General features: G+C 67.8%; 20 protein-coding genes. 7 read left to right on the forward strand and 13 right to left on the reverse strand.

What is annotated here, in order from left to right; all coding sequences use genetic code 11:
• Positions 1 to 3: 3 nt before the first annotated feature.
• The 6 genes from rplT (at position 4) to TRAD_RS06080 (ending at position 7,151) form a co-directional block, all read left to right on the forward strand.
• Positions 4 to 354, forward strand: coding sequence for a 50S ribosomal protein L20 (rplT, locus tag TRAD_RS06055; RefSeq protein WP_013177710.1), 351 nt, complete (start codon positions 4 to 6; stop codon positions 352 to 354).
• A gap of 261 nt (positions 355 to 615) precedes the next feature.
• Positions 616 to 1,803 (forward strand): App1 family protein phosphatidate phosphatase, encoded by a 1,188-nt coding sequence (locus TRAD_RS06060; RefSeq protein WP_013177711.1) that lies wholly within the window; start codon positions 616 to 618, stop codon positions 1,801 to 1,803.
• A gap of 71 nt (positions 1,804 to 1,874) precedes the next feature.
• Complete coding sequence (locus TRAD_RS06065; RefSeq protein ID WP_041947171.1) at positions 1,875 to 2,993, forward strand: App1 family protein phosphatidate phosphatase; 1,119 nt, start codon at positions 1,875 to 1,877, stop codon at positions 2,991 to 2,993.
• A 46-nt stretch (positions 2,994 to 3,039) separates the two neighbouring features.
• Complete coding sequence (ispH, locus tag TRAD_RS06070) at positions 3,040 to 4,074, forward strand: 4-hydroxy-3-methylbut-2-enyl diphosphate reductase (RefSeq protein WP_013177713.1); 1,035 nt, start codon at positions 3,040 to 3,042, stop codon at positions 4,072 to 4,074.
• 301 nt (positions 4,075 to 4,375) lie between these two features.
• Entirely contained in the window at positions 4,376 to 5,044 is a 669-nt protein-coding gene (locus tag TRAD_RS16275; protein ID WP_013177714.1) for a hypothetical protein, read from the forward strand.
• Between the two features lie 1,009 nt (positions 5,045 to 6,053).
• The gene (locus TRAD_RS06080) at positions 6,054 to 7,151 is read left to right on the forward strand and encodes a glycerol dehydrogenase (protein WP_013177716.1); all 1,098 of its coding nucleotides are present in this window, start codon (positions 6,054 to 6,056) and stop codon (positions 7,149 to 7,151) included.
• 372 nt (positions 7,152 to 7,523) lie between these two features.
• Here the strand turns inward: TRAD_RS06080 and TRAD_RS06085 are convergent, their stop codons facing one another.
• From TRAD_RS06085 to TRAD_RS06140, 13 genes are all read right to left on the reverse strand, one after another.
• Positions 7,524 to 8,351, reverse strand: coding sequence for a class II fructose-bisphosphate aldolase (locus TRAD_RS06085; protein ID WP_013177717.1), 828 nt, complete (start codon positions 8,349 to 8,351; stop codon positions 7,524 to 7,526).
• 106 nt (positions 8,352 to 8,457) lie between these two features.
• Positions 8,458 to 9,495, reverse strand: coding sequence for a 5-dehydro-2-deoxygluconokinase (gene iolC, locus TRAD_RS06090; RefSeq protein ID WP_013177718.1), 1,038 nt, complete (start codon positions 9,493 to 9,495; stop codon positions 8,458 to 8,460).
• Positions 9,496 to 9,516: 21 nt separating this feature from the next.
• Positions 9,517 to 10,260, reverse strand: coding sequence for an MBL fold metallo-hydrolase (locus TRAD_RS06095; protein WP_013177719.1), 744 nt, complete (start codon positions 10,258 to 10,260; stop codon positions 9,517 to 9,519).
• A 124-nt stretch (positions 10,261 to 10,384) separates the two neighbouring features.
• Complete coding sequence (locus TRAD_RS06100) at positions 10,385 to 11,869, reverse strand: CoA-acylating methylmalonate-semialdehyde dehydrogenase (protein ID WP_013177720.1); 1,485 nt, start codon at positions 11,867 to 11,869, stop codon at positions 10,385 to 10,387.
• Between the two features lie 161 nt (positions 11,870 to 12,030).
• Positions 12,031 to 12,864, reverse strand: coding sequence for a 5-deoxy-glucuronate isomerase (gene iolB / locus TRAD_RS06105; RefSeq protein WP_013177721.1), 834 nt, complete (start codon positions 12,862 to 12,864; stop codon positions 12,031 to 12,033).
• Between the two features lie 117 nt (positions 12,865 to 12,981).
• Positions 12,982 to 13,917: a TIM barrel protein gene (locus TRAD_RS06110; RefSeq protein ID WP_013177722.1), complete on the reverse strand. Its 936-nt coding sequence runs from the start codon at positions 13,915 to 13,917 to the stop codon at positions 12,982 to 12,984.
• Positions 13,914 to 14,261 carry a DUF2513 domain-containing protein gene (locus TRAD_RS15655; RefSeq protein ID WP_013177723.1) on the reverse strand — a complete coding sequence of 116 codons (348 nt, stop codon included), beginning with the start codon at positions 14,259 to 14,261 and terminating at the stop codon, positions 13,914 to 13,916. Before TRAD_RS15655 ends, TRAD_RS06110 begins: the two co-directional genes overlap by 4 nt.
• 8 nt (positions 14,262 to 14,269) lie before the next feature.
• Positions 14,270 to 15,271 (reverse strand): inositol 2-dehydrogenase, encoded by a 1,002-nt coding sequence (iolG, locus tag TRAD_RS06115; protein ID WP_013177724.1) that lies wholly within the window; start codon positions 15,269 to 15,271, stop codon positions 14,270 to 14,272.
• A complete protein-coding gene (iolD, locus tag TRAD_RS06120) occupies positions 15,268 to 17,139 on the reverse strand; it encodes a 3D-(3,5/4)-trihydroxycyclohexane-1,2-dione acylhydrolase (decyclizing) (protein ID WP_013177725.1) in 1,872 nt (623 codons plus the stop codon). Before iolD ends, iolG (TRAD_RS06115) begins: the two co-directional genes overlap by 4 nt.
• Before the next feature lie 40 nt (positions 17,140 to 17,179).
• Positions 17,180 to 18,202, reverse strand: a complete 1,023-nt coding sequence (iolG, locus tag TRAD_RS06125) for an inositol 2-dehydrogenase (RefSeq protein WP_013177726.1) — start codon at positions 18,200 to 18,202, stop codon at positions 17,180 to 17,182.
• Complete coding sequence (locus TRAD_RS06130; protein ID WP_013177727.1) at positions 18,189 to 19,076, reverse strand: ATP-binding cassette domain-containing protein; 888 nt, start codon at positions 19,074 to 19,076, stop codon at positions 18,189 to 18,191. Before TRAD_RS06130 ends, iolG (TRAD_RS06125) begins: the two co-directional genes overlap by 14 nt.
• 4 nt (positions 19,077 to 19,080) lie before the next feature.
• Entirely contained in the window at positions 19,081 to 20,112 is a 1,032-nt protein-coding gene (locus TRAD_RS06135; protein WP_013177728.1) for an ABC transporter permease, read from the reverse strand.
• Between the two features lie 86 nt (positions 20,113 to 20,198).
• On the reverse strand, positions 20,199 to 21,143 hold the full coding sequence (locus TRAD_RS06140) for a sugar ABC transporter substrate-binding protein (RefSeq protein WP_013177729.1): 945 nt from the start codon (positions 21,141 to 21,143) through the stop codon (positions 20,199 to 20,201).
• 172 nt (positions 21,144 to 21,315) lie between these two features.
• Here TRAD_RS06140 and TRAD_RS06145 point away from each other — a divergent pair, with 172 nt between their 5' ends.
• Positions 21,316 to 22,116, forward strand: a complete 801-nt coding sequence (locus TRAD_RS06145) for a DeoR/GlpR family DNA-binding transcription regulator (protein WP_013177730.1) — start codon at positions 21,316 to 21,318, stop codon at positions 22,114 to 22,116.
• Positions 22,117 to 22,144 lie beyond the last annotated feature (28 nt).

Genomic DNA, 22,144 nt, shown 5'->3' on the forward strand with positions numbered 1-22,144 from the left:
ACGATGCCGAGAGCTAAAACGGGAACCGTCCGCCGTCAGAAGCACAAAAAGGTCCTAAAGCGCGCCAAGGGCTTTTGGGGGTTGCGTTCGCGCAGCTTCCGCATCGCGCAGCAGACCCTGCTGAACGCCGCCGACTACGAGTACCGCGACCGCCGTGACAAAAAGGGTGATTTTCGCCGCCTGTGGATCGCCCGGATCAACGCCGCCGCGCGCCAAGAGGGGCTCTCGTACTCGGTCTTCGTGAGCGGGCTGCGCAAAGCCGGCGTCGAGATCAACCGCAAGATCCTAGCGGACCTCGCCGTTCAGCACCCTGACGCTTTTAAACGCCTTGTGGAGATCGCCAAAGCGGCCTAGGACGCCGGGTGCCCACAAGGCAAAGCAACCGCGGCCCGCTTCGGCGGGCTTTTTTCGTGCGGTTGGGGCTCGTAGCGGTGCGCCCCCCGACGCGCGGCCCACGAGCCACAGGCCACGAACCCGTGTGGTCCATGCGAAGGCCGAAACAGAGGGGCGAGGCGGCCTACACCCCAGCCGTAGAGATGGGCTTTTGGTGAGAGCTGCGCGGTATAGTAAAGGGGTGACGAGGCAGCACGGTCGGCAGCGCGTGGGGGTGGGGTGATGAGCGCACTTAAGCGCCTGCTCGCGCGTTTTTTCACCGAGCTCGAGAAAGACTTTTCCACCTTCCGCACCCAGCTCGGCCGGTTTCGGGCAGCGCGACCCTTTGAGGTCGTGCCCTACCTAACGTTTGGCACCCCCACGCACCTCTTCGTGCGGGGGCGGGTCATCGAGGAGAAGGGGTTGCAGCTCGCGACCCCCGACGCCTCGCGCTGGCGCAACCTGAGCGACACCTACAAACGCTTCGTCAGCACCAAGGTACCCGACGCGCGCGTGCTCGTGAGCTACCCCGGGGGCGAGCGGGAGCTCGTGACCGACGCCAACGGCTACTTCACGGGGGAGCTTAAGCTCACCGAGGCGGCCCCTGCGGGTTGGTGCGAAGTGTCCTACACCCTGCTAAGCCCCCAGCGCCAACCGCGCGGGGACACCCCGCCGACGCCCCCGACCGCCAAGGGGTTTGTCCTCATCCCCGACGCGCGGGCGCGTTTCGGCGTCATCAGCGACATCGACGACACCGTGGTGCAGACCGACGTCGCGCGCTGGCTGCGGGTGCTCGGTACGGTGCTCTTCGGCAACGCCTACACGCGGCTGCCGTTTCGCGGCGTCTCGGCGTTTTATCGCGCGCTGCAGCGCGGCCGCGGTGCGGGGCGCAACCCGCTCTTTTACGTGTCGAGCAGCCCCTGGAACCTCTACGATCTGCTGCTCGAGTTTTTAGACCTCGAGCAGATCCCCTTGGGCCCTTTGATGTTGCGCGACTGGCGTGGCGGGGCCGGAGAGCTTTTCCCCGCCGGGCACGGCGACTTCAAGGGGGGCGAGATCCGCCGCATTTTAGACACCTATCCCGAGCTGCCCTTTATCCTCATCGGCGACTCCGGCGAGCAGGACCCCGAGATCTACGGCGAGATCGTCAGTGCTTACCCCGGCCGCATCCTGGCGGTGTATATCCGCAACGTCAGCGGCGAAGCGCGCCGCGGGGCGGTCGCGCAGCTCGCCGAGCGGGTGCGGGAGATGGGGAGCAAGCTGATCCTCGCCGACGACACCTTGGCGGCGGCGCAGCACGCGGCGCAGGAGGGGTGGATCGACCCGCAGACGCTCGCCGAGATTCGCGTGCGGAAAGAGCGCGACACCTCGCTGTTCGACAACGCCGGCGAGACGGTCGCGACGGTGATTGAGCGCAACGTGCGCGCTTAGGCCGCCGGCGCTCGGCTCGAGCCCTGGCCGCTCTGATGAGCCTGCCGGAGAGCGTTGCTAGAGAGGAACCGATGGCGCGCTGGCGCAGACTGATTCAGCAGACCGAGACCCAAGTCGACCGTCTCCGCGGACGGCTCGACGCCCGCGTCGGGGACAAACCGCTGTTGATCCAGAGCTATTTGGGTTACGGCACCCCCGAGCGTGCCTTTCTCTTGGGGCGCGTGTTGGAAGACAAGGGCATCACGCCTTCGGAGGCCGACGCGTCGCTCTGGGAGAACTTTAGGGGGACCCTCAAGCGCTTTCGCAGCAACGAGGTGCCGCACGCGCGTATCGGCGTCGCGGTCGGGGGCGCCCTCCAAGAGATCATCGCCGACGACGAGGGGCACCTGAGTACGTGGTTGCCGCTCCCCCCAGGGGTAGCGCAAGCGGGCGAGCTGCTGAGTTTGCAGCTGACGCTGCTCGAGCCGCAGCGCGAGGGGACGCCGCTCGAGGCGACCGCTTCGGTGCTCATCCCGGGCCCGGGGGCGCGTTTTGGGGTGATCAGCGACATCGACGACACCGTGCTCCAGACGGGCGCCACGAGTCTGCGCAGCTTGGCGCGGCAGGTGCTCTTCGGCAACGCCCACACGCGCCTGCCGTTCGAGGGGGTGGCCGCCTTTTACGAGGCGCTCGGCCGCGGTCGGGGTGCGGAGGAGAACCCGCTCTTTTACGTGTCGAGCAGCCCCTGGAACCTCTACGACGTGCTGGTGCAGTTTATGGAGCTCAACGACATCCCGCTGGGCCCCCTGTTGCTGCGCGACTGGGGGATCGGCGCGACCGAACTGCTGCCCTTGTCGCACGGCGCGCACAAGCGCCACGCCATCGAGCAGATCCTCACGACCTACCCCGAGCTGCCCTTTATCCTCATCGGCGACTCCGGTCAGGAGGACCCCGAGATCTACCACCAAGTGGTCCACGACTTTCCGGAGCGCATCCTGGCGCTCTACATCCGCGACGTGAGCGCGCGCGCGGGGCGCCGCGAGAGCGTCCTGGCGCTCGCGCGCGAGGTCGAGGCGGCGGGGAGCTTCCTGCTCCTTAGCGACGACACGCGAGCTGCCGCCGAGCACGCCGCCCTGCAGGGGTGGATCGCCGCCGAGGGGGTGGAGAGGGTCGCCGAGCGCCGCGCGGAGGACCTCGCGCAGCCGCGCTAGCGGCCCGCCCTACCTGGGCCGCTAGCGGGCGCCGGTATAGTGGGGTATGGACAGGACGGGGATACAGGTCGACACGCTCTACCTCGCCAAACCGCGCGGCTTCTGCGCGGGCGTCGTGATGGCGATTCAGGCGGTCGAGGAGGCTGCCGCGGAGCGGCGCGCGCACGGCGAAGGGTTAGCCGTCTACCACGCCATCGTGCACAACAACACGGTGGTCGAGCGCCTGGAGGCGGAGCACGGTGTGCACTTCGTCGAGGACCTAGCGGAGCTGGCGCCCCTAAGGGAGAAGGCCGCGGCGGCGGGCCGCCCCCTAAGCGAGACGGTCGTCTTTTCGGCGCACGGCGTCTCTCCAGCGGTGCGGCAGGGCGCGCGCGAGCTCGGCCTCGCGACCATCGACGCGACCTGCCCGCTGGTGACCAAAGTCCACTCCGAGGCCAAAAAGTACGCCCGCGAGGGGTTTCACATCCTGCTCATCGGCGACTCGAGCCGCCACCAGGAGGTCATCGGCACCAAAGGGGAGGCCCCCGAGGTGACGACGGTGGTGAGCGTCATCGGCAACCGCAAACACGACCCGGATTTGGCCGACCCCGAGACCGTCACCGTACCCGACCCCGAGAAGGTGGTGGTGCTCACCCAGACGACGCTCTCGGTCGACGACGTGCAGAAGACCATCGCGGTGCTTAAGCGCCGCTTCCCGGCGCTCGTCATCCCCCCGTCGGACGACCTCTGTTACGCCACCAAAAACCGCCAGGACGCGGTGAAGCGCATCGCGCCGCACGTGGACCTCTTCTTGGTCGTGACCAGCGACTACTCTTCGAACGGGATGCGGCTTTTAGAGCTCGCGCACGACCTCACCGGCAACGCGCGGCGTATCGAGAGCGTTCGCGACCTCCGTCCCGAGTGGTTCGAGGGGGTGCGTTCGGTCGGCGTCACCTCGGCGGCCTCGACCCCGGACGATCTGGTGCAGGACCTCGTGGCCTACTTCAGGGGGCACAACGCGGCCTTGCGCGTCGTCGAAGAGGGGGAGTGGGAGAACATCGTCTTCCGCAAACCCAAACGGGTGCCTGCGCCGGTGGCGTAACGCGCCGTGGGGGGGCGCAGGGCCGGTTGCGTACGGAGCACCGCCAGCGGCTGGCGAGGTGGCGTGGTGGTGCGAACTCATCTGCGTCACCGCAGCGAGGTCCGGTAGCCGCGTCGTTCGCTCACGGGACGTAGCCGCAGCACCGAGGCGGTGCGACGCCGCACGCCCGCCGGTTTGTCGCCGCAGGCTTGCGCTGCCAGCTCCTTTAGCTCTATGCTGCGCTCGGGGAGATGGGGTTTCGGGCCGCCCTTGGGGCATCGGCGCACGGGGCGGCGTCCTCGTATGCGGTAAGGAGCACCCTATGCGTCGGCTGCCGGTCTTTCCCCTGTGGTTTTTGTTGCTTCTCGTGCTCGCGGCCTGCGGGGGAAACCCCCCACCGGAGCCCACCCCACCCCAACCGCCAACGCTCCCCGTCGTCCCCAACCCGCCCACGGCGCCTCCAGTCACGCCGCCAACCCCGCCGACCCTGCCCGAACCACCGACCGAACCGCCGACGACCCCTCAGCCCCCTGCAGCCGTTCCCTACAGCGGCATCTGGGCATGGTTCGTGGTGTTTGACGAGACGAACTACGTCTTCGGTGGCCTCTCGGTGACCCAGCTCGAGAGCGCGCCGGTGCTCTTTACCGATTCGGGGGAGGGCCCTTACATCGAGTGTACGGAGACGGCCTGCGCCGACATCCCCAGCGGCATCGGCATCATCGGGACGTACGTCGAGGGCTCGAGCCGCAACCTCGCGACTGCGTTTTTCGACAGCCGACTCGGCGGCCTCCGCTTCGTCGCCTTCGACGCGGACAACCGCCTGGGCAACGAGATCGAGGGACAGGAGACGTTTTTGGGGTCCGGGATCTGGCTGGCGGATGACGGCAGCCAACTCGACGTCGCCGTCGCGCTCGTGCGCGTCCCCGAAGACGTTACCGGCGCGGCGCAGCGCCTAGCGCCCAGCGTCCTTCGTGCAGCTTTGTTCAAGTAACGCGAAAACCGCCAACTCGCGCAGGGGCGCTGTAACATCGCAGCGCCCCTGCCGCCCTTTCGGAGCAGCTCTTCATCACCCGCACACCCTGCTGACGGTCGAATCAGAGCGCCGCTGGCTTCTGTTAGCTTTCGGCTACCGCCTTACGCCGTCAAACTGATAGCGTAGGGCGGCCTGCAGCTTACGCCTCATGACTGTAAGCGAGCTTTTGAACCCCATCAGGGCGCGCGCTGCGGAAAGGGGCATGATCAGCGGGATGTCGCTTCCCCTTAAATCCCCGCAGCAGCTCGAGCTAGGCCATCCCCGTCAAGGGCGCTTAAACGTGTGGGTGACGGCGGCCATTCACGTCAGAGCCCTACAAAGCCGTCACAGGCGACGGTTGTACGCAGTAGCGGTACGCGATCCGTCAGCATTGTAGGGCGTTCCCAATGGTCGCCGCTTCGGTGAGTGTGGGCGACGAAGCTGCGTGGTGTATGGGATGTGTGGGGCAGCGCCGAGCGTAAGCGCAATGGCTCCGTGCTCGTTCTCGGCAGTGCGACCCGCTCCAGCTCGACATTGACGCTTAGTCCATCTGGTCTAGCGACGCTCTCACATGAAAGCCCTGCATGCACCTCCCGAGGGGGTATCGGTAGCCTCTCGTGAAACGATCGGCTGTTGCCCCTATACGCTGCTGCGTTGACGTGGCTACCCGACCTTCCACCCAGTTGTTCGTACGTGTTGGCCCCCGTCGACGCGCGTTGCAGCCCTCGTGCGCCGACCCGCGGCGGCAAGGTGCTCGCTGGAAGCGCCGCTATTTTGTCAGCGAGGCTGCTTTCAAGACGCTTTTGTGGATAAAGGGTGTAAGGTGAGGCTTTGGTGGCGGCGCCCGTAGAGGAGCTGCGCAGAGCCCTCCGTGTGTAGGCGCGCCTTTTAGGGCGCAAGCTGTTACTGCCGCGGCGCTCTGGGTCGGGTGCCGCAACGGTTGTGGACTCGCGTCCCAAGCTAGATGTCCTAGCCCAAGGAGGTTGAGATGATCACCACCACCATCTTCCCGAGCCGCTACGTCCAGGGTTTTCGGGCGACCGAGCGCCTCGGCGAGGCGCTTAAACGCTACGGACAGCGGGCGTTTTTGATCTGCGACCCCTTCGCCCTCGACGAGCTCGTCCCCCGCTTTCGCGAGGCGCTCGAGCGGGAGGTCACGGGGCACTTCGAGCGCTTTGGCGGCGAGAGTTCGGAGGGGGAGATCGGGCGCCTCGCTGACGCGGCGCGCGCGCAAGAGGCCGAGGTCATCGTCGGGATAGGGGGCGGGAAAACGCTCGATACCGCCAAGGCGGTCGCGCACGCCCTCGAGCGTCCCGTCGCGATCGTGCCGACGATCGCCTCGACGGACGCCCCCTGCAGCGCGCTAGCTGTGATCTACTCCCCCGAAGGCGCTTTTGAGCGCTACCTCTTTCTGCCCAAAAACCCCGAGTTGGTCCTTGTCGACACCGATATCATCGTACGGGCCCCCGTTCGCTTTCTGGTCGCCGGTATGGGGGACGCGCTCTCGACGTACTTCGAAGCGGACGCGTGCCGGCAGCGCTACGCGCCCAACATGACCGGCGACCCCGGGTCGGTGACGGCGTACGCCCTCGCCGAGCTGTGCTACCACACGCTTCTCGAGTACGGCCTCGCGGCCAAGACCGCCTGTGAGCGTCAGGCGGTGACGCCTGCATTTGAACGCGTCGTCGAGGCGAACACCCTGCTCAGCGGTCTGGGTTTTGAAAGCGGCGGTTTGGCGGCCTGTCACGCGATTCATAACGGGCTTACCGTGCTACACGAGACGCACGGGGCGTGGCACGGTGAAAAGGTCACTATCGGCGTGCTCGCGCAGCTCTTCTTGTCGGACAAGAGCTGGGCGACCATCGACGAGGTCTACCGCTTCTGCGCCTCGGTCGGGTTGCCGACGACCCTCGAAGACATCGGCCTCAAAGGGGTCGACGATGCGGCGCTGCGGCAGGTGGCCGAGCGCGCGTGCGCCGAAGGGGAGACCATCTACCACGAACCGCGGCCGGTGACGCCGGAGGCGGTAGTCGACGCGCTCAAAGCGGCCGACGCCGAGGGGCGGCGACGGCGCCAACAGGCGTAGACGCGGAAGAAGAGGTTTGTTGCCACGCCGAGCGCGACTGCGCGCTTACACGCTGCTTTGATTTGCTCTGACGACGGAGCGAAGGGGCTAAGGCAGGATAGCGCATGAATCAAGCGGTCTCCTGCGATGGGAGGCGGGCAGCCGCCCGCCTCCGGCTTCTGCCGTGGGGAGCGCGTATGAGAACCACACGCAGTTGACACGACGGTCGTAGGGAGTCTCGTGTCAGCAGAAGGGACCAAGGAGACGTTGTGCGCCCTCTCAGGGATGGAGGCGGCGACGCTCCCAGAGTCTCGGCCCCTCGTGGGGGTTGATGCCCCCTCAGGAATGGGCGTAGCCGTATCGGTATCTCTAGAAGGTGGGTGCTAAACCCGACTAGGGTGGCGGCGTGTCAAACGGGAGGCTGCTTTTAGGCTGCATCAGCTGCAGCTTGTCTCGTGCAACCCGGTAGAGCGCCGCGCGCGCCGCCGCGTACACCGCGCGGTGGTTGGGGAGCGTAGCCCCGCCCTCCCACGTCCCCCTAAGCGCGCGGTAGAGAGCCGAACCGACGTTGACCTTGACGACCCCCAAGGCCCGCGCGGCTGCCAAGTCCTGCGCCGGGATACCGCTCCCGCCGTGGAGCACCAGAGGCGAGCGGAGCAGGTGCGCGAGGGCCTCTAGGCGCGCGATGTCGAGGCTCGAGACGCGCCCGTGCTCCGAGCCGACCGCGACGGCGACCATGTCGGCGCCGGAGCCGTCGCGGAGCGCGAGTGCCGCGTCGGGTTCGGTGAGCGCCCCCGCACCGCTGAAGCTCTCCGCCGCGACCTCCACGGCCGCCCCTTGCGCGTGTGCGACCTCGGTGAGGGTGCGACCGAGGCGGACCACCTCCGCTAGCTCCCTACCCGCGCCGTCGAACATGACCGACGAAAACCCCGCCCGCAAGCAGGCGTAGGCCAGCTCCAAACTCGGCCCGTGGTCGAGGTGGAGCATCACGGGCACCGAGGCGTCCTCAGCAAGCGCTTTGACGAGCGCGGCCATGGGTTTGGGGGGGAGCTGCTCGAGGTCGCTCGGGTAGGTCTGCACGATGACAGGGGCGCCGAGCGCTTCGGCGGCCTCGAGGCACGCCCGCACCATCTCGGCGCTACAGACGTTGAACGCGGGGAGCATGCGCCGCGCCCCGAACGCCTCCCTGATGAGCGTGCGCCCGTCGGCGACGAAGGGCATCAGGGTCGCCCCAACGCGAAGTGGTGCGACGAGGTGCGAAATCCCCCGAGTAGCACGGGGGAGCAGGTGCTTCTCTCGGTGTCGGTTGCGGCGAGCTTAGCCCGCATCAAAAGCCCCCACGCGCCTCGACAAACGCCATCACCTCGTCGAAGTAGCCCATAAAGTTCGCGCAGCCGTGGCGGGTGACCACGATGGCGCCGCAGGCGTTGCCGAGTCGGGCGCTCTTGTAGGCGTCCCAACCCTTGAGCTGACCGTAGATAAACCCGCTCGCAAAGGCGTCGCCCGCCCCCAAGACGTTAAAGACCTCCACAGGGAAACCGGGCACGTCCTGGCGCTCGCCGCCGCGCCGGTAGAGGCTTGCGCCCTGCGCGCCGCGCTTGACGACGAGCAGCTCCGGGCCGCTCGGTGCGCCCAAAAGCTGCGCGATGTTGGCCCCCAAGTCCCCTTTGATGATAGGCGCCGAGATCTGCTGGTGGCGGATCTCGAGGTCCTCGGGACGTGTGAGCATGGCGGCGTTGACCTCCTCCTCGGTGCCGATGGCGACGCTTACGAGCGGGAGGATCGCGCGCACGTTCACGCCGAAGGCCCTGGGGTCATGCCACTGGTCGGCGCGGAAGTCGAGGTCGAGAAACACGGGTTTGCCCGCCGTGCGCGCCCGTTCGGCGGCGAAGAAGGTGGCGCTGCGCCCCGGTTCTTTGGCTAGACCGGTGCCGGAGATCTCGAGCGCCCCCGCTGTTTCGACTCGCGCGGCGAGCACGTCGTCGATGGTGAGCGCGGTGTCGGCGGCGCCCTCACGGTAGTAGACCAACGGGAAGGTGTCGGGCGGTTGGATGCCCAAGACCACCGCGCTGCTGCGCCGCCCCGGTTTGCGCGGGATAAAGCCGGTGTAGACGCCCTCGCGCGCCAAAAAGTGGAGGATGAAGTCACCCACCTTGTCGTCGCCGACGGCGCTCAGCAGCGCGGTGCGTAGGCCCAGTCGCCGGGCGCCGACAGCGATGTTCGTGGGGCTGCCGCCGACGTAGGCGGCAAAGCTCTCGATGCGTTCAAAGGGCGCGCCGATATCGTTGGCGTAGAGGTCGATGCTCGAGCGACCCATGGTGATGAGGTCGAAGGGTTCGGGTGGGGGGGGCGAGGGAGGTGCCAAAGGGGTCTCCGCTTAGGTGGGTTAGAAGGTCACCTCAAGCCCGTCATGAGCGACCTCGAACTCGAGCGCCTCACCCGCCCCCAGCCGTTCGAGAAAGGCTCTGCCGAGGTGGGTCAGCACGAGGCGTTTGCAGCCGAGCTCGCCGTAGCGCGCTTTGAGCGTGGCGTAGTCGAGGTGTTGGGGGGTGCTCTGGTCGAAGGTGTAGGCGTCGCAGACGAAGAGATCGGCGTCGCGGGCGAGCCTGCTCAGCGCGGGGGTCCACACCGTGTCGCCCGAGTAGGCGAGCACCTTCCCCCCGAGCTCGAAGCGCAGACCCGTGCAGACGAGCGGTTTGGCGTGCTCGACTTGGTAGGGCGTCACCGTGACGCCCCCGACCTCGCCCCGCACGTCGGGGGGGAGCTCGAGCACCGAGAGCTCAAAGGGGAGCTGCAGCTCGGTGCCGGGAAAGAGCGCCTCTATGAGCTTGGGCAGGTGCGCTTTTAACCCGGGCGGGCCCGCGATCGTCAGGGGGGCGGTGCGCTTGTCGACCAAGCTGGCCTCGAGGAGCAGAAAGGGGAGCCCGCCCACGTGGTCGCCGTGGAGGTGGGTGATGAAGATGAGCGGAAGGTCGCGCACGCTCCGTCCCGCGCGTTTAAGCGCTGCCAAGGACGACGCCCCGAAGTCGATCAAAAAGTGCGCGGAGGGCGCCTCGACGAGAAAGCAGGTGTTAAAGCGTCCGCCGCTCGAAAAGGCGTCGCCGCAGCCGAGAAAGGTCAAAGAGGCCATGCTTTAGGTTACGTCCTGGGAGCGTCGGGAGTCGGGTCAAAGGTCCGAAGGGGGCAAGTGGCTTGTGGTATGTAGCGAGCGAAAGCACGTCCTCCACAAGCCACGAGCTACTTGCCCCTGGCCCCTAGAACGTCCTGCTCCACTCCTTCGGCCAGCGTTCGACGACCACCTTGGTTTCGGTGTAGAACTCCACGCCGTGCCGACCCTGCGCGTGCAGGTCGCCGAAGAACGACTCGCCCCACCCTGAGAAGGGGAAAAACGCCATCGGCGCGGCGACGCCCAAGTTGATCCCGACGTTGCCCGCGCGGACCGCGTAGCGAAACCTCCGCGCGGCCGCCCCCGACGAGGTAAAGAGGCACGCTTGGTTGCCGAACGCGCGCGCGTTGACGAGCTCGATGGCCTCCTCGACGGTGTTGGCGTGCATCATGCTGAGGACGGGGCCGAAGATCTCGGTGTGGGCGAACGTGCTGTTGGGGTCGACCTCGTCGACCACGGTCGGGTGCACGAAGTAGCCGTCGCGAAAACCGTCGACCTCTTTGCCGCGCCCGTCGACCAGCACTCGAGCCCCCCCCTGCACGCCCGCTTCGACGAGCCCTTCGATGCGCGCTTTGCTCTCGGCGCTGATCACCGGCCCCATCACCACGTCCTCGTCTAGGCCGAAGCCCACCTTGCGCGAGCGCGCGTCGGCGACGATGCGTTCGGTAAATTCCTCCCGCGCGTCGCCCACGGTGATCGCTACCGAGGTCGCCAGGCAGCGCTGCCCCGCGCAGCCAAACGCCGAGTCGGCGAGGATGCGCGTGGTCATCTCCATGTCGGCGTCGGGCAGCACGACCGCCGGGTTTTTCGCGCCCCCTTGGCACTGGGCGCGTTTGCCGCTCTTCGTCGCGCGGCTATAGATGTACTTAGCGACCGGCGTCGAACCGACGAAGGACACTGCCCGGACGTCCGGGTGGTCGAGGATGGCGTCGACGGTATCCTTGCCGCCGTTGACCAGGCCCAAGACCCCTTTGGGGAAGCCCGCCTCCTCCGCCAAGCCGTAGAGGCGCTGGGTGGTCATGGGGACCTTTTCGGAGGGCTTGAGCAAAAAGCAGTTGCCCGCGGCGACCGCGTACGGCAAAAACCAGAGCGGGATCATGCCGGGGAAGTTAAAGGGGGTGATCGCCGCCACGACGCCCAGGGGTTGGCGGAACATGTGCTCGTCGATGCCGCGGGCGATGTCCTCGTTGTTGGTGCCCTGGATCAAGGTGGGCATGCCGCAGGCGACCTCGAGGTTCTCGACGCCGCGCTGCATCTCGGCGAGCGACTCCTTGTAGGTCTTGCCGCACTCGAGCGTGATCGTCCGGGCGAGCTCGTCGAGGTTGGCTTCGATGAGCGCTTTGAGCTTAAAGAGCGGCTGCACCCGCTCGGTCACGGGCGTCATGCGCCACGCCCCAAAAGCTTCTAGCGCGGCCTTGACGGCGCTGTCCACCTCCTCTTTGGCGCTAAGAGGCGCTCTGGCGATGACCTCGGCGGTCGCGGGGTTGTGCACGTCCAGGTAGTCGCGCGTCTTGGAGCGCGTCCAGCTCCCGCCGATGTAGTTGAGTAGCTCCTTGCTTGCCGTTGTGGTCATGGTGCCCTCTTTTGCAGGTATCATCTGGTTTCAGAAGCTCTCAAAAACCTCTGTGCTGTCCAGCGCTCACACTCTGAGGATGATACCTGCAGGCGTCTCAGAGATGCTTTCTGCCTTGACAGCCATGCCTCAATATCTTACGACCTAGCGCATCTTACGGCCTAACGCCCCGTCCCCTGCAAAGGCAGCCGCATCCGGTCGGGGGCGCCCTCCCAGGCGTCGCGCACCCAGGCCAGATTGGGTTCGTCTTTGGCGGCCCACGAGGGGGTCTCACCCGCTAGGAAGTTGAGGTAGTAGAGGTCGTAGCCGGGCGTTGTCACGACGGGGTGATAGCCGCAGCGCACCAACACCGTGTCGCCGTGACCGACCAGCAGCCGCTCGTCTAAGCTGCGGTCGTCCGTGTAGAGGCGCTGCACCGCCCAGCCGTCCTCGGGGTGCAGGCGGTAGTAGTACACCTCCTCTAGGTCGACCTCCTCGGGGGGGTTTTGCACGTCGTGTTTGTGCGGCGGGTAGCTCGACCAGTTCCCCGACGGGGTGTAGACCTCGACGCAGAGGAGGTGCTCGGCGTCGCCGGGGTCCAGGATGTGCGAGATCTGCCGGGTGACGTTGTGGCCCCCCCGCATCTCGACCGTGACGTCGCCCGGGGTGATGAGGCGGGGGGGCAGCTTGCCGTCGGCCGGAGCGGCGCCGACGGCCACCTCTACCCGGCTCCGTGCGCGGACCTCGCAGCGCTCCCCCGGGGGCAGATAGACGCTGTAGGGGAGCCCCGCGAAGACGCTCCGGCGCCCCTCGAGGCGCCACACGTCGCCGCCGACCGCGACCTCAGCGTCGCCCCCCAAAAAGACCAAGCAGCGCTCGTTGCCGTCGCGTGGCGTCGCGAAAGCTTCGCCCTTTGAGAGCGTGTGAACCCGAAACCCCAGCATGCGCCACCCCGCCCGCTCGGGGGTGATGTCGGTCTGCACGGGGGCGTTTTGTGCGTGAATGAGGTGTTCCATCCGGCTCCTAACTCGCCACGACGGGTACCATCGGATCGGCGACGCGCTCACCCGAAGAGGCGCCTCCTTGCACGCACCTTCCGAGGTAGTACCGGTCGCCATGTCTAGCCGCCATCTTCACAAGCCGAACCGCCGCAAAAAGGCGCGGTTGCGTTCGGCGCTCTCTCTAGGGGTGCCGAGCCCCGGCAGCACGTCCTGCTCGACGGTGACCCACCCCTCGTAACCGAGCGAGCGCAAGCGGCCCGTGACGTGGCCGAAGTCCACGCAGCCCCGGCCGAGTTCACAGAACACGCCCCTACCGACGGCGGTCTTGTAGTCCCACCCCTCCCGCCGCGCCCGCGCCGCGACGCTCGCGTCTACATCTTTGAAGTGCACGTAGCGAACCCGTTTGTGCAGGCGCTCCAGGGCTTTTGTGACCGCCTCGGGGTGGCAGCCGCCGGTGCCGTAGAGGTAGTGGCCGGTGTCGAACACCAACCCAATGAGCTCGGGGTCGGTGAGCGACAGAAAGCGGTCGATCTCGTCGGGGGTCTCGATGAAACCCGCGCAGTGGTGGTGGAAGAGGGTCTTGAGCCCCGTCTCGCGCTTTACTGAGCGCGCAACCGCCTCGGCGTTCGCGGCAAAGGTTCGCAGCTGCGCCTTATCCAGCGCCATCTCGGGGACGAGGCGGCCCGCATGGCGAAAGCGCTGCGGGTCGCGGCTGTGCGCGTCGGCGAGGATGAGGTACGGCGTCCACTGTGGGTCGCCCACATCGGCCACGCTCGCTAGAAGCCGCGCAACGGTCGTTGCCCGCGCCGTACCCTCCGCGAGCGCCGCCGGGTCGGCGAGCGCGACGTCCACATAGGCGCCCAGCATGGTGAGGCCTCGAGACGCCAGTTCACGCCGGAGCGCCGCGGGGTCGGTCGGCAAAAAGCCGTAGTCGCCGAGTTCGGTGCCCGCGTAACCCGCCTCTACGAGCTCGTCGAGCATCCTCGTGTAGGAGATGCGCTCGTCCTCGCCAGTGAGCCCCTCGATGGTGCCCCACGAGCAGGGTGCGTTGCCGAGTTTGAGGCTCATAGCCCCACCGCCTGACGGGTGAGGTGCGTCAACACTGCTTTGAGGACGTCGAACGTCAGCGCTTCTCCTTTTTCCTGAACGTGTTTTTTAGCCTTTTGCCAAATGGTGTCATCCTCTGCTGCTTCTAGAAAGTCGTGCCCTTGCCAAGTAAGGTCGTTGGCTTTCCAATCGACATCAGAGCCCGTTTCTGTAGTGCCTTCGGCTTCTACAAGACCGGCTTTGGCAAGCTGCATAACGTGATAACTAATGTCTCGCTCGGTGCGCCCTTCGAGATGGATGTCTACCCAAGATACGGTGCAAGGCGCATTCTTAATCTCGAGCATAATCTGCCTTGCCAAGTCCATGTCCCGCCTCACGAGCAGATCTCCGCGACCTCGACCGGTCGCCCCTCGCGCAGGCTTAGGGTGGCCGCGAGCGCGAGCTTGAGCGCGGCGACGGCGTCCTCTGCCCCCGGCGTCGGCGCGCGCCCCTCGCGCACGGCGTCCACGAACGCCTGCAGCTCGAGGCGGTAGGCGTCGCGGAAGCGCTCCAAAAAGTAGTGGATGTAGTCGCCCCGCACGCCACTCTCGCCGTAGCGCCAGACGGGGGTCGCGCGTTCGACCTCGGTCACGAGTTTGCCTCGCTCCCCGTGGACTTCGACGCGGAGGTCGTAGCCGTGGACGGTGCGCCGCGAGTTCTGCACCACGCCGAGCGCGCCGCTCGCGAACTCGAGCGTGACGATGCTCGTGTCCACGTCGCCGTAGTCTCCGAGGTAGTCGGCCACCAGGACGCGCCCCAAGGCTGTGACGCGCGTCACCTCGCCCATGATGAAGCGGGCGGTGTCGAGGTCGTGGATCGCCGAGTCGAGGTAGAGGCCGCCGGAGACGGCGGCGTACGCCCTGGGTGGGGGGGCTGGGTCGGAGGACTGCGAGCGGAACATCTCGGGTCGTCCGAGCTCGAGCGCGTGCACGGCGCGCGCCACTTCGGCGTAACCGGGGTCGAAGCGGCGGTTGAAACCGATCTGGAAGGGGACGCCCGCCGCCGAAACGGCCCGCAGGGCCTCCTGCGTCTCCCGCAGGCCGAGCGCCACGGGTTTTTCGCAGAAGATGGCCTTGCCGGCCGCCGCCGCGAGCCGGATCTGCTCGGCGTGCAGGTCGGTCGGCGAGGCGATGACGACCGCCTCCACGCCGGGGTGCCGCAAAAGCGCCTCGACGCTCGTCACGGCGGCCGCGCCGGAGAACGCCGAGCGCCCCGCCGCCTCGGGGTTCGCGTCCATCACCGCGACCAAGCGCGCACCGTCGACCGCCCCCGCGAGGTGCCGCGCGTGCAGCGCGCCGATGCGGCCCGCGCCGATGACGCCGAAGCCGAGCGTCACCGCGCCCCCCGTTTGAAGACGACCTGCTTGGCCTTGTCCGCCTCGTACTGGGCGCGCTTTTCGCGCACGCTTTCCTGCACGGAGACCTCAGCGATGGGCACGTCCCACCAACCGCCGAAGGCGTAGCCGCCGACGCGCTTCTCGGGGTCGACCTCTACGACGACGACGTTGACGCCGCGCCGCTCTTTGGCCTCCGCGAGGGCGCGCCGGAAGGCGTCCGCGGTCTTCGCGAAGACCGCGCGCGCCCCCATCGCCTCGGCGTGGGCGCGGTAGTCGACGCGAACGTAGGGGCCGTCTAAGAGCCCGCGCGCGTCCCGGTGGCGCAGCTCGAGCCCGAAGTGCGGCGTGCCCGTGCTGCGCTGGAGCCCGTGGATGCTCCCGTAGCCGTGGTTGTCGACCACGACGACGGTGAGGTCCAGACCCTCGGCGACCGCCGTAACGATCTCGCTATTCATCATCAGGTACGAGCCGTCGCCGATCAGCACGACGACCGGCCGCGCCGGTTCGGCGAGCTTGACGCCCAGCCCCGCCGGGATCTCGTAACCCATACACGAGTAGCCGTACTCGACGTGGTAGGCGCGCGGGTCGGTGGGGCGCCAGAGCTTGTGCAGGTCGCCGGGCATGCTGCCGGCGGCGCAGATCACCGTGGCGTCCCCGCCCATGACCGCGTTCACCATGCCCAAAACGGCGCCCTGGGCGAGGTTTTCGGGGTCACCCACCTCGAGCAGGCGGTCGACGGTGGCGTCCCAGTCGCGTTTGAGCTTTTCGGCGCGCGCGCGGTAGGCGCCGTCGCCGCAGTGGGGCTCGAGCGCCGCCGCGAGCGCTTCCAACCCCCGTTTCGCGTCCCCAATCAAGGGCAGCGCGAAGAGCTTGTGCGCGTCCATGGGGGCGACGTTGAGGCCGAGAAAGGTCGCCTCGGGGTGAAAAGTCGTCTTGCTGCCGGTGGTGAAGTCGGCCAGGCGCGTACCGACGGCGAGCACGACGTCGGCTTCGGCCGCGAGCGCGTTCGCCGCGCTCCCCCCCGTCGCCCCGACTGCCCCGACGTTGAGGGGGTGGTTCCAGGGGATGCCCCCTTTGCCCGCCTGCGTCTCGCCCACGGGGATGCCGAAGCGCTCGGCAAAGGCAGCCAGGGCGTCCGAGGCGCCGCTATACTTGACGCCGCCGCCCATGACGATAAAGGGGCGCTCGGCGCCGCGGAGCAGCTCGGCGGCCCGCGCGACGAGTTCGGGTTCGACGGGGGGCCGCCGGACGCGCCACACCCGCTTTTCGAACATCACCGCGGGCCAACTGAAGGCTTCGGTCTGCACGTCCTCGGGCAGCGACAGCGTCACCGCGCCCGTCTCGGCGGGGTCGGTGAGCACGCGCATGGCTTCGGGCAGCGCGCTTAGGAGCTGCTCGGGGCGCGACACGCGGGTGTAAAAGCGCGACACGGGGCGGAAGCAGTCGTTGACCGACAGGTCGTGCTCCGTGGGGTGCTCGAGTCCCTGCAGCACGGGGTCGGGGAGCCGGTTGGCGAAGTGGTCTGAGGGCAAGAGCAGCACCGGCAGCCGGTTGATGGTCGCCAGGGCCGCGCCGGTGAGCATGTTCGTGCTGCCGGGCCCGACCGAGGCGGTGCAGGCGAACGTGGCGAGGCGGCTTTTGTGCCGCGCGAAGGCGGCGGCCACGTGTACCCCTCCCTGCTCGTTCTGCGGGCGGTAGAAGGGCATGACCTCGGGGCCAAGTTCTTGGAGCGCTTGGCCGAGCCCCGAGACGTTGCCGTGCCCGAAGATGCCCCACATCCCAGCGATGAGGCGCTGCTCGGCGCCGTCGCGTTCGGTGTACTGAGCGCTCAGGAACCTGACGAGGGCTTGGGCGACGGTCAGGCGCACCGAGAGGAACCCCCCGTGGCGGGTGGATCGTAAGTAGGCGTCATGCTGCAACTCCTTCGCGAAAGGTGGCGACCGCGACTGCGCTGCCGGTCTCGAGCGAGCGCTGCGCGGCGAGCGCGAGCTGGAGGCTCTTGGTGGCGTCGGCGGCGTCGGGGCTCACCGGCTGCCCGGCGCGAAGGCACGCGAAAAAGGTCAGCAGCTCCCCGCGGTAGGCGTCGAAAAAGCGCTCTTCAAACCCCCGTGGCCGGACGAACGAGCCCCCCGCGGCGTCGTAGCGCCGCAGGTGGAGGCGGCTGTCCATCTCCAGGTGGAGCCGCCCCCGCTCGCCCAGGATTTCCGCCCGGACGTCGTAGCCGTAAGCGGTGCGCAGCCCCAGCTCGAGCGTGCCCAAAGCGCCATTGTCAAAGCGCAAGGTGGCGACGGCGGTGTCGAAGAGCCCGTACTCTTTGAGCCTCGGTTCGACCTGCACGCTGCCGACCGCGTAGACCTCGCGCACCTCGCCGACGAAAAAGCGCGCGGTGTCGAGGTCGTGGATGCCAAGGTCGACCATCAACCCGCCGCTCGAGCGCAAAAACGCCAGCGGCGGCGGTGCGGGGTCGCGCGAGACGCCGCGAAAGCCCTCGAGCGCGCCCAGCTCGCCCGCGTCCACGAGCCGCTTTGCCTCCACGTAGGCGGGGTCGAAGCGGCGCTGAAAACCGACCTGGCACGCCACTCCCGCGCGCGCGACGGCCGCCACGACCCGCTCGGCCTCCTCGAGGGTGGCGGCGACGGGTTTCTCGACGAAGACGTGTTTGCCGGCTTCGGCGGCGCGCGTCACGAGGGCCGCGTGGGTAGGGGTCGGGGTGGTGATGAGCACGGCGTCGACGTGCGGGTCGTCGAACACGCGCGCGGCCTCCGTTACGGCGGCTGCGCCGAGGGGCTCGGCGAGGGCGCGCGCCGCCGCCTCGCGGGGGTCGCACACGGCGCGCACGCGCACCCCGGGGAGCGTGGCGAGCACCGCGGCGTGCGTCTGGGCCATGCGGCCCGCGCCGATGAGGGCGACGTGCAGCCTAGTGGAGGGCATCGCGCTCCTCGCGCACCGCCGCCGCGAGCGCGACCACGCCCATGTCGCTCCCATGCGCGTCGCTCCGGGCGAACTCCTTGAGCTCGGCCTCCAAGGCGTCGAGTTCCTGCCCGCCCGCCATCATCTCCAGGACCTGCTCACGTGTGACGTCCGCCTTGCGAAACGTGCCGTAGCTTCTGCCGCGCTTGAGGATGGTAAAGGCGTCGGCAACCGGGTAGGCGTGGTGGACGTTGTGGGTGATAAACACCACGCCCAAGCCTCGAGCCTTGGCCTGCGCGATGTAGCGCAGCACCACCCCGGCCTGTTTGACCCCCAACGCTGAGGTCGGCTCGTCGAGGATCAGCACCTTGGCGCCGAAGTAGACCGCCCGCGCGATGGCGACGCACTGCCGCTCGCCCCCTGACATGGTGCCGACCGCTTGCGACGGGTCGCGGATGTCGATCCCCATTTTGAGCATCTCCTCGCGCACCGTCCTCTCGGCGAAAGCGAGGTCGAAGCGGCGAAAGGGCCCCCACCCCCTGGTGGGTTCGCGGCCCATGAAGAAGTTTCGCGCCACGCTCATGAGCGGTTGAATGGCGAGGTGCTGGTGCACGGTGGCGATCCCGGCGTCCAGGGCGTCCTTGGGGGAGGCGAAGGTGACGGCGCGCCCCTCGACCTTGAGCGTCCCCTCGCTAGGCCGGTGCACCCCCGAGAGGATCTTGATGAGGGTCGATTTGCCCGCGCCGTTGTCGCCGAGTAAGCACATGACCTCGCCCGCGCGCACGCGCATGGAGATGTCTTTGAGGGCGACCACTGAGCCGAAAAACTTGCTCACGCCGCTCACTTCGATGAGGGGGGGGGTGACGGCGGCGCGGTCGGTTGAGGGCTGCGACACGGCCTCACCTCGCTTCCGTGGCGCGTTTGCGGATCACGTTGTTCACCATCACCGCGACGAGGAGCATCGCGCCTAAAAAGACCTGGAACCAGTCGGTGTTGACGCCGGTAAAGAAGATGCCCTGCTGCACCATGCCGAAGATCAACGCGCCAAAGACCGCGCCGATGGCCGAACCGTAGCCGCCCGTTAAGAGGCAGCCGCCGATGACGGCGGCGATGATCGCCTCGAACTCCTTTTGCAGACCGCGCGTGACGTCGGCGGAGCCAAACGACAGCACCTGCAGGGCGGCGAAGATGGTGGCGGCGGTAGCGGTCCCCATAAAGAGCAGGATGCGCACCCGCTCGACCGGTACGCCCGTGCTGCGCGCCGCCTCGGCGTCGCCGCCGACGCCGAAGATCCAGTTGCCGAAGCGGGTTTTGAGCAGGATCCAGGTCGCCAGCGCGGCGAGCGCGGCCCACCAGAAGACCGAGACGGGGATACCGAAGGGGCTACCCGTAAAGAGCGCCGCTAAAGGGTCGCCCGCGGCGGCGGCGCGCAGCCCCGAGACCTGGGTGCGGCCGGTGAGAAGGCGGGTAAAACCGATGGTGAGCCCCCGCAGGACAAAGAGCAGCGCCAAGGTGACGATAAACGAGGGCAAGCGGGTGCGGTTGACGATGGTGCCGTTAAGAAAGCCGACCAGCAGCGCCGCGCCGAAAGCGAGCAGGATGGCCGCCCAGGCGGGCCAACCGTAGAGCGCGATGGGGATCGCGATGACCATGCCCGCCGCGCCGATCATCGAGCCGATGGAGAGGTCGAACTCGCCGCCGATCATGAGGAGCGCGGCGGCGACCGCCAGGATGCCGAGCTGGGCGGAGACCTCGAGCCAGCTCACCACGCCGCGAAAACTCAAGAAGCCGGAGTCGCCCGCTACGAGCGCGAAAAAGGTGAAGACGAGCGCCGCCCCCGCGACGGCGCCGAGCTCGGGGCGGCTCAAAAGTTTGCGCCAGGGGCTCATCCGGCGAACGCGTTCGTCGTGGGCCTGGGTGGTTACGCTCATAGCTCGCCTCGCTGCACTTGGGTGTGTGGTCTATGGCTGGTGGCCCGTAGACACCCCTCTACCGGCCACGAGCCACGCGCTACCTGCTACCGGATCCCCTGCTCGCTCAGCGCGATGACCTGCTCGGCGTTCTCGGGCGTCACGAAACCGGGGCCGGTCAGGATGATGGGGTTGGCGGGCAGCATGCCGTACTGGATGTAGGTCGTCAAAAAGACGATGGGTAAGTATCCCTGGAGGTACTGCTGCTGGTCGATGGCGAAGCTTATCTCCTCGTCGACGAGCGCCTGCAGGATCGTGGGGGAGAGGTCGAAGATGCCCACCTCGACCGCGCCGAGCTGCCCGCCCTGGCGCAGCGCCTCGATGGTCGGTTCGCCGCCCAAGGGGCCGACGGCGAGCACCCCCTCGATCTCGGGGTTTTGGGTAAACGCCGCCGAGACCGCGTTACGCACCTCGACGGGGTCGGCGCTCACCGCGAGCACCTCGACCGAGGCGCCCTCGCCGAGACCGTCGCGAAAACCGTCGCAGCGCTCGTCGAGCCCGACGTTACCGACCTCGTGGTTGACGCAGATGGCCGCGCTCACGCCCGCTTCGGCCATGCGCTCGCCCGCGCCGAAGCCCGCTTCGTACTCGGTCTGCCCGACGTGGCGCAGCACCCCGAGCTCCTCGAACACCTCGCTGCCCGAGTTCATCGAGATGACCGGGATACCGGCGTCGACCGCGCGGCCGATGGCGTCGCCCAGGGCTTCGGCGTCGGGGATGGAGACGACCAGACCGTCGGGCTGCGACGCTACGGCAGCGTCGATAAGCTGCGACATCCGCGGCATGTCGAACGTCTCGGGGGCGCGGTACTCGACACTCACGCCCATGTCCCGCGCGGCTTGCTGCACGCCGTTGCTGGCGACCGACCAGAAGGGGTCGGCGGCGGTGCCGTGCGTGACCACCACGATGCGGATGTCCTCGCGCGCGGGGGCCTCTTGTGCGGCGCAGAGGGCGGCACCCATGAGGAGGAGGGGGGCGGCGAAACGCTTCATAGCCACTCCTTTGCTGGCGAGCGCCTTTGGGGATGCCCGGAAGACGCTGCGCGCGCTGTTGAGATGGACAAACTATAAAGGTTCGCTTTCGGTGTGTCAATACTCGAAAGATAAAAGCTTTCATTCGTAACTTTGTTGTAGGGTGTGTGCTATGCTGGTGGGGGAGGCAAGGATGATTAGCGCGCATCCGGTGGGGCTGACCGAGCGGCAGCAGGCGATTCTAGAGCGCCTCGAGCGCAGCGGGCGCGTGAGCGTTGCCGAGCTGTCGCGCGAGCTCGGGGTCTCCGAGGTCACGACGCGCAAAGACCTGCAGGAGCTCGAGGAGCGCAGCCTCTTAAAGCGCGTGTATGGCGGCGCGGTCGCCGCGCACCGCTCGAAGTACAACCTGTCACTGGGCGACAAGGTCGGGCACTTGGCGCTCAACAAGCAGCGTATCGCCGAGGCGGCCCTGGCGCTTATCCACGACGGTGACACCCTGATCCTGGACGCGGGTTCCACGACGCTCGCGCTCGCGCGGCTCCTGCCGGGGCGGCGGCGCGGTCTGACGATCATCACCAACGCGCTCCCCATCTTGGCCGAGCTCTCGTCGGCCGAGGGGTTCGAGCTCATCTCGCTGGGCGGGCTCGTGAGGTCGCACTCGCTCGCTATGATCGGCCCGCAGACGGTCGCTAACTTGCGCGCGCTGCACGCCGATAGGGCGTTTTTGGGGGCGACCGGGGTGACGCTGCGCGGCGGGCTGTCGACCCCCAACCTCATCGAAGCGGAGACGAAAGCGGCGATGGTCGCGGCCGCCGAGAGCTGCGCCGCGCTCGTCGACCACTCCAAAGTAGGGAGCTCGAGCCTCGCCCCCTTCGCCCCCTGGGAGGCGCTCGACGTTTTCGTCACCGACGCCCCCTTGCCGCGGGACTTGAGCGAGCACCTAAGAGCTTGTGGCGTGCGCGTGATCTGCGCGGAGCCCGCTGGAGCCCTCTAAAAGCCCGGGTTGACGCGGGGGTCTGGGT

This window comes from Truepera radiovictrix DSM 17093 (assembly GCF_000092425.1).
GTDB lineage: Bacteria > Deinococcota > Deinococci > Deinococcales > Trueperaceae > Truepera > Truepera radiovictrix.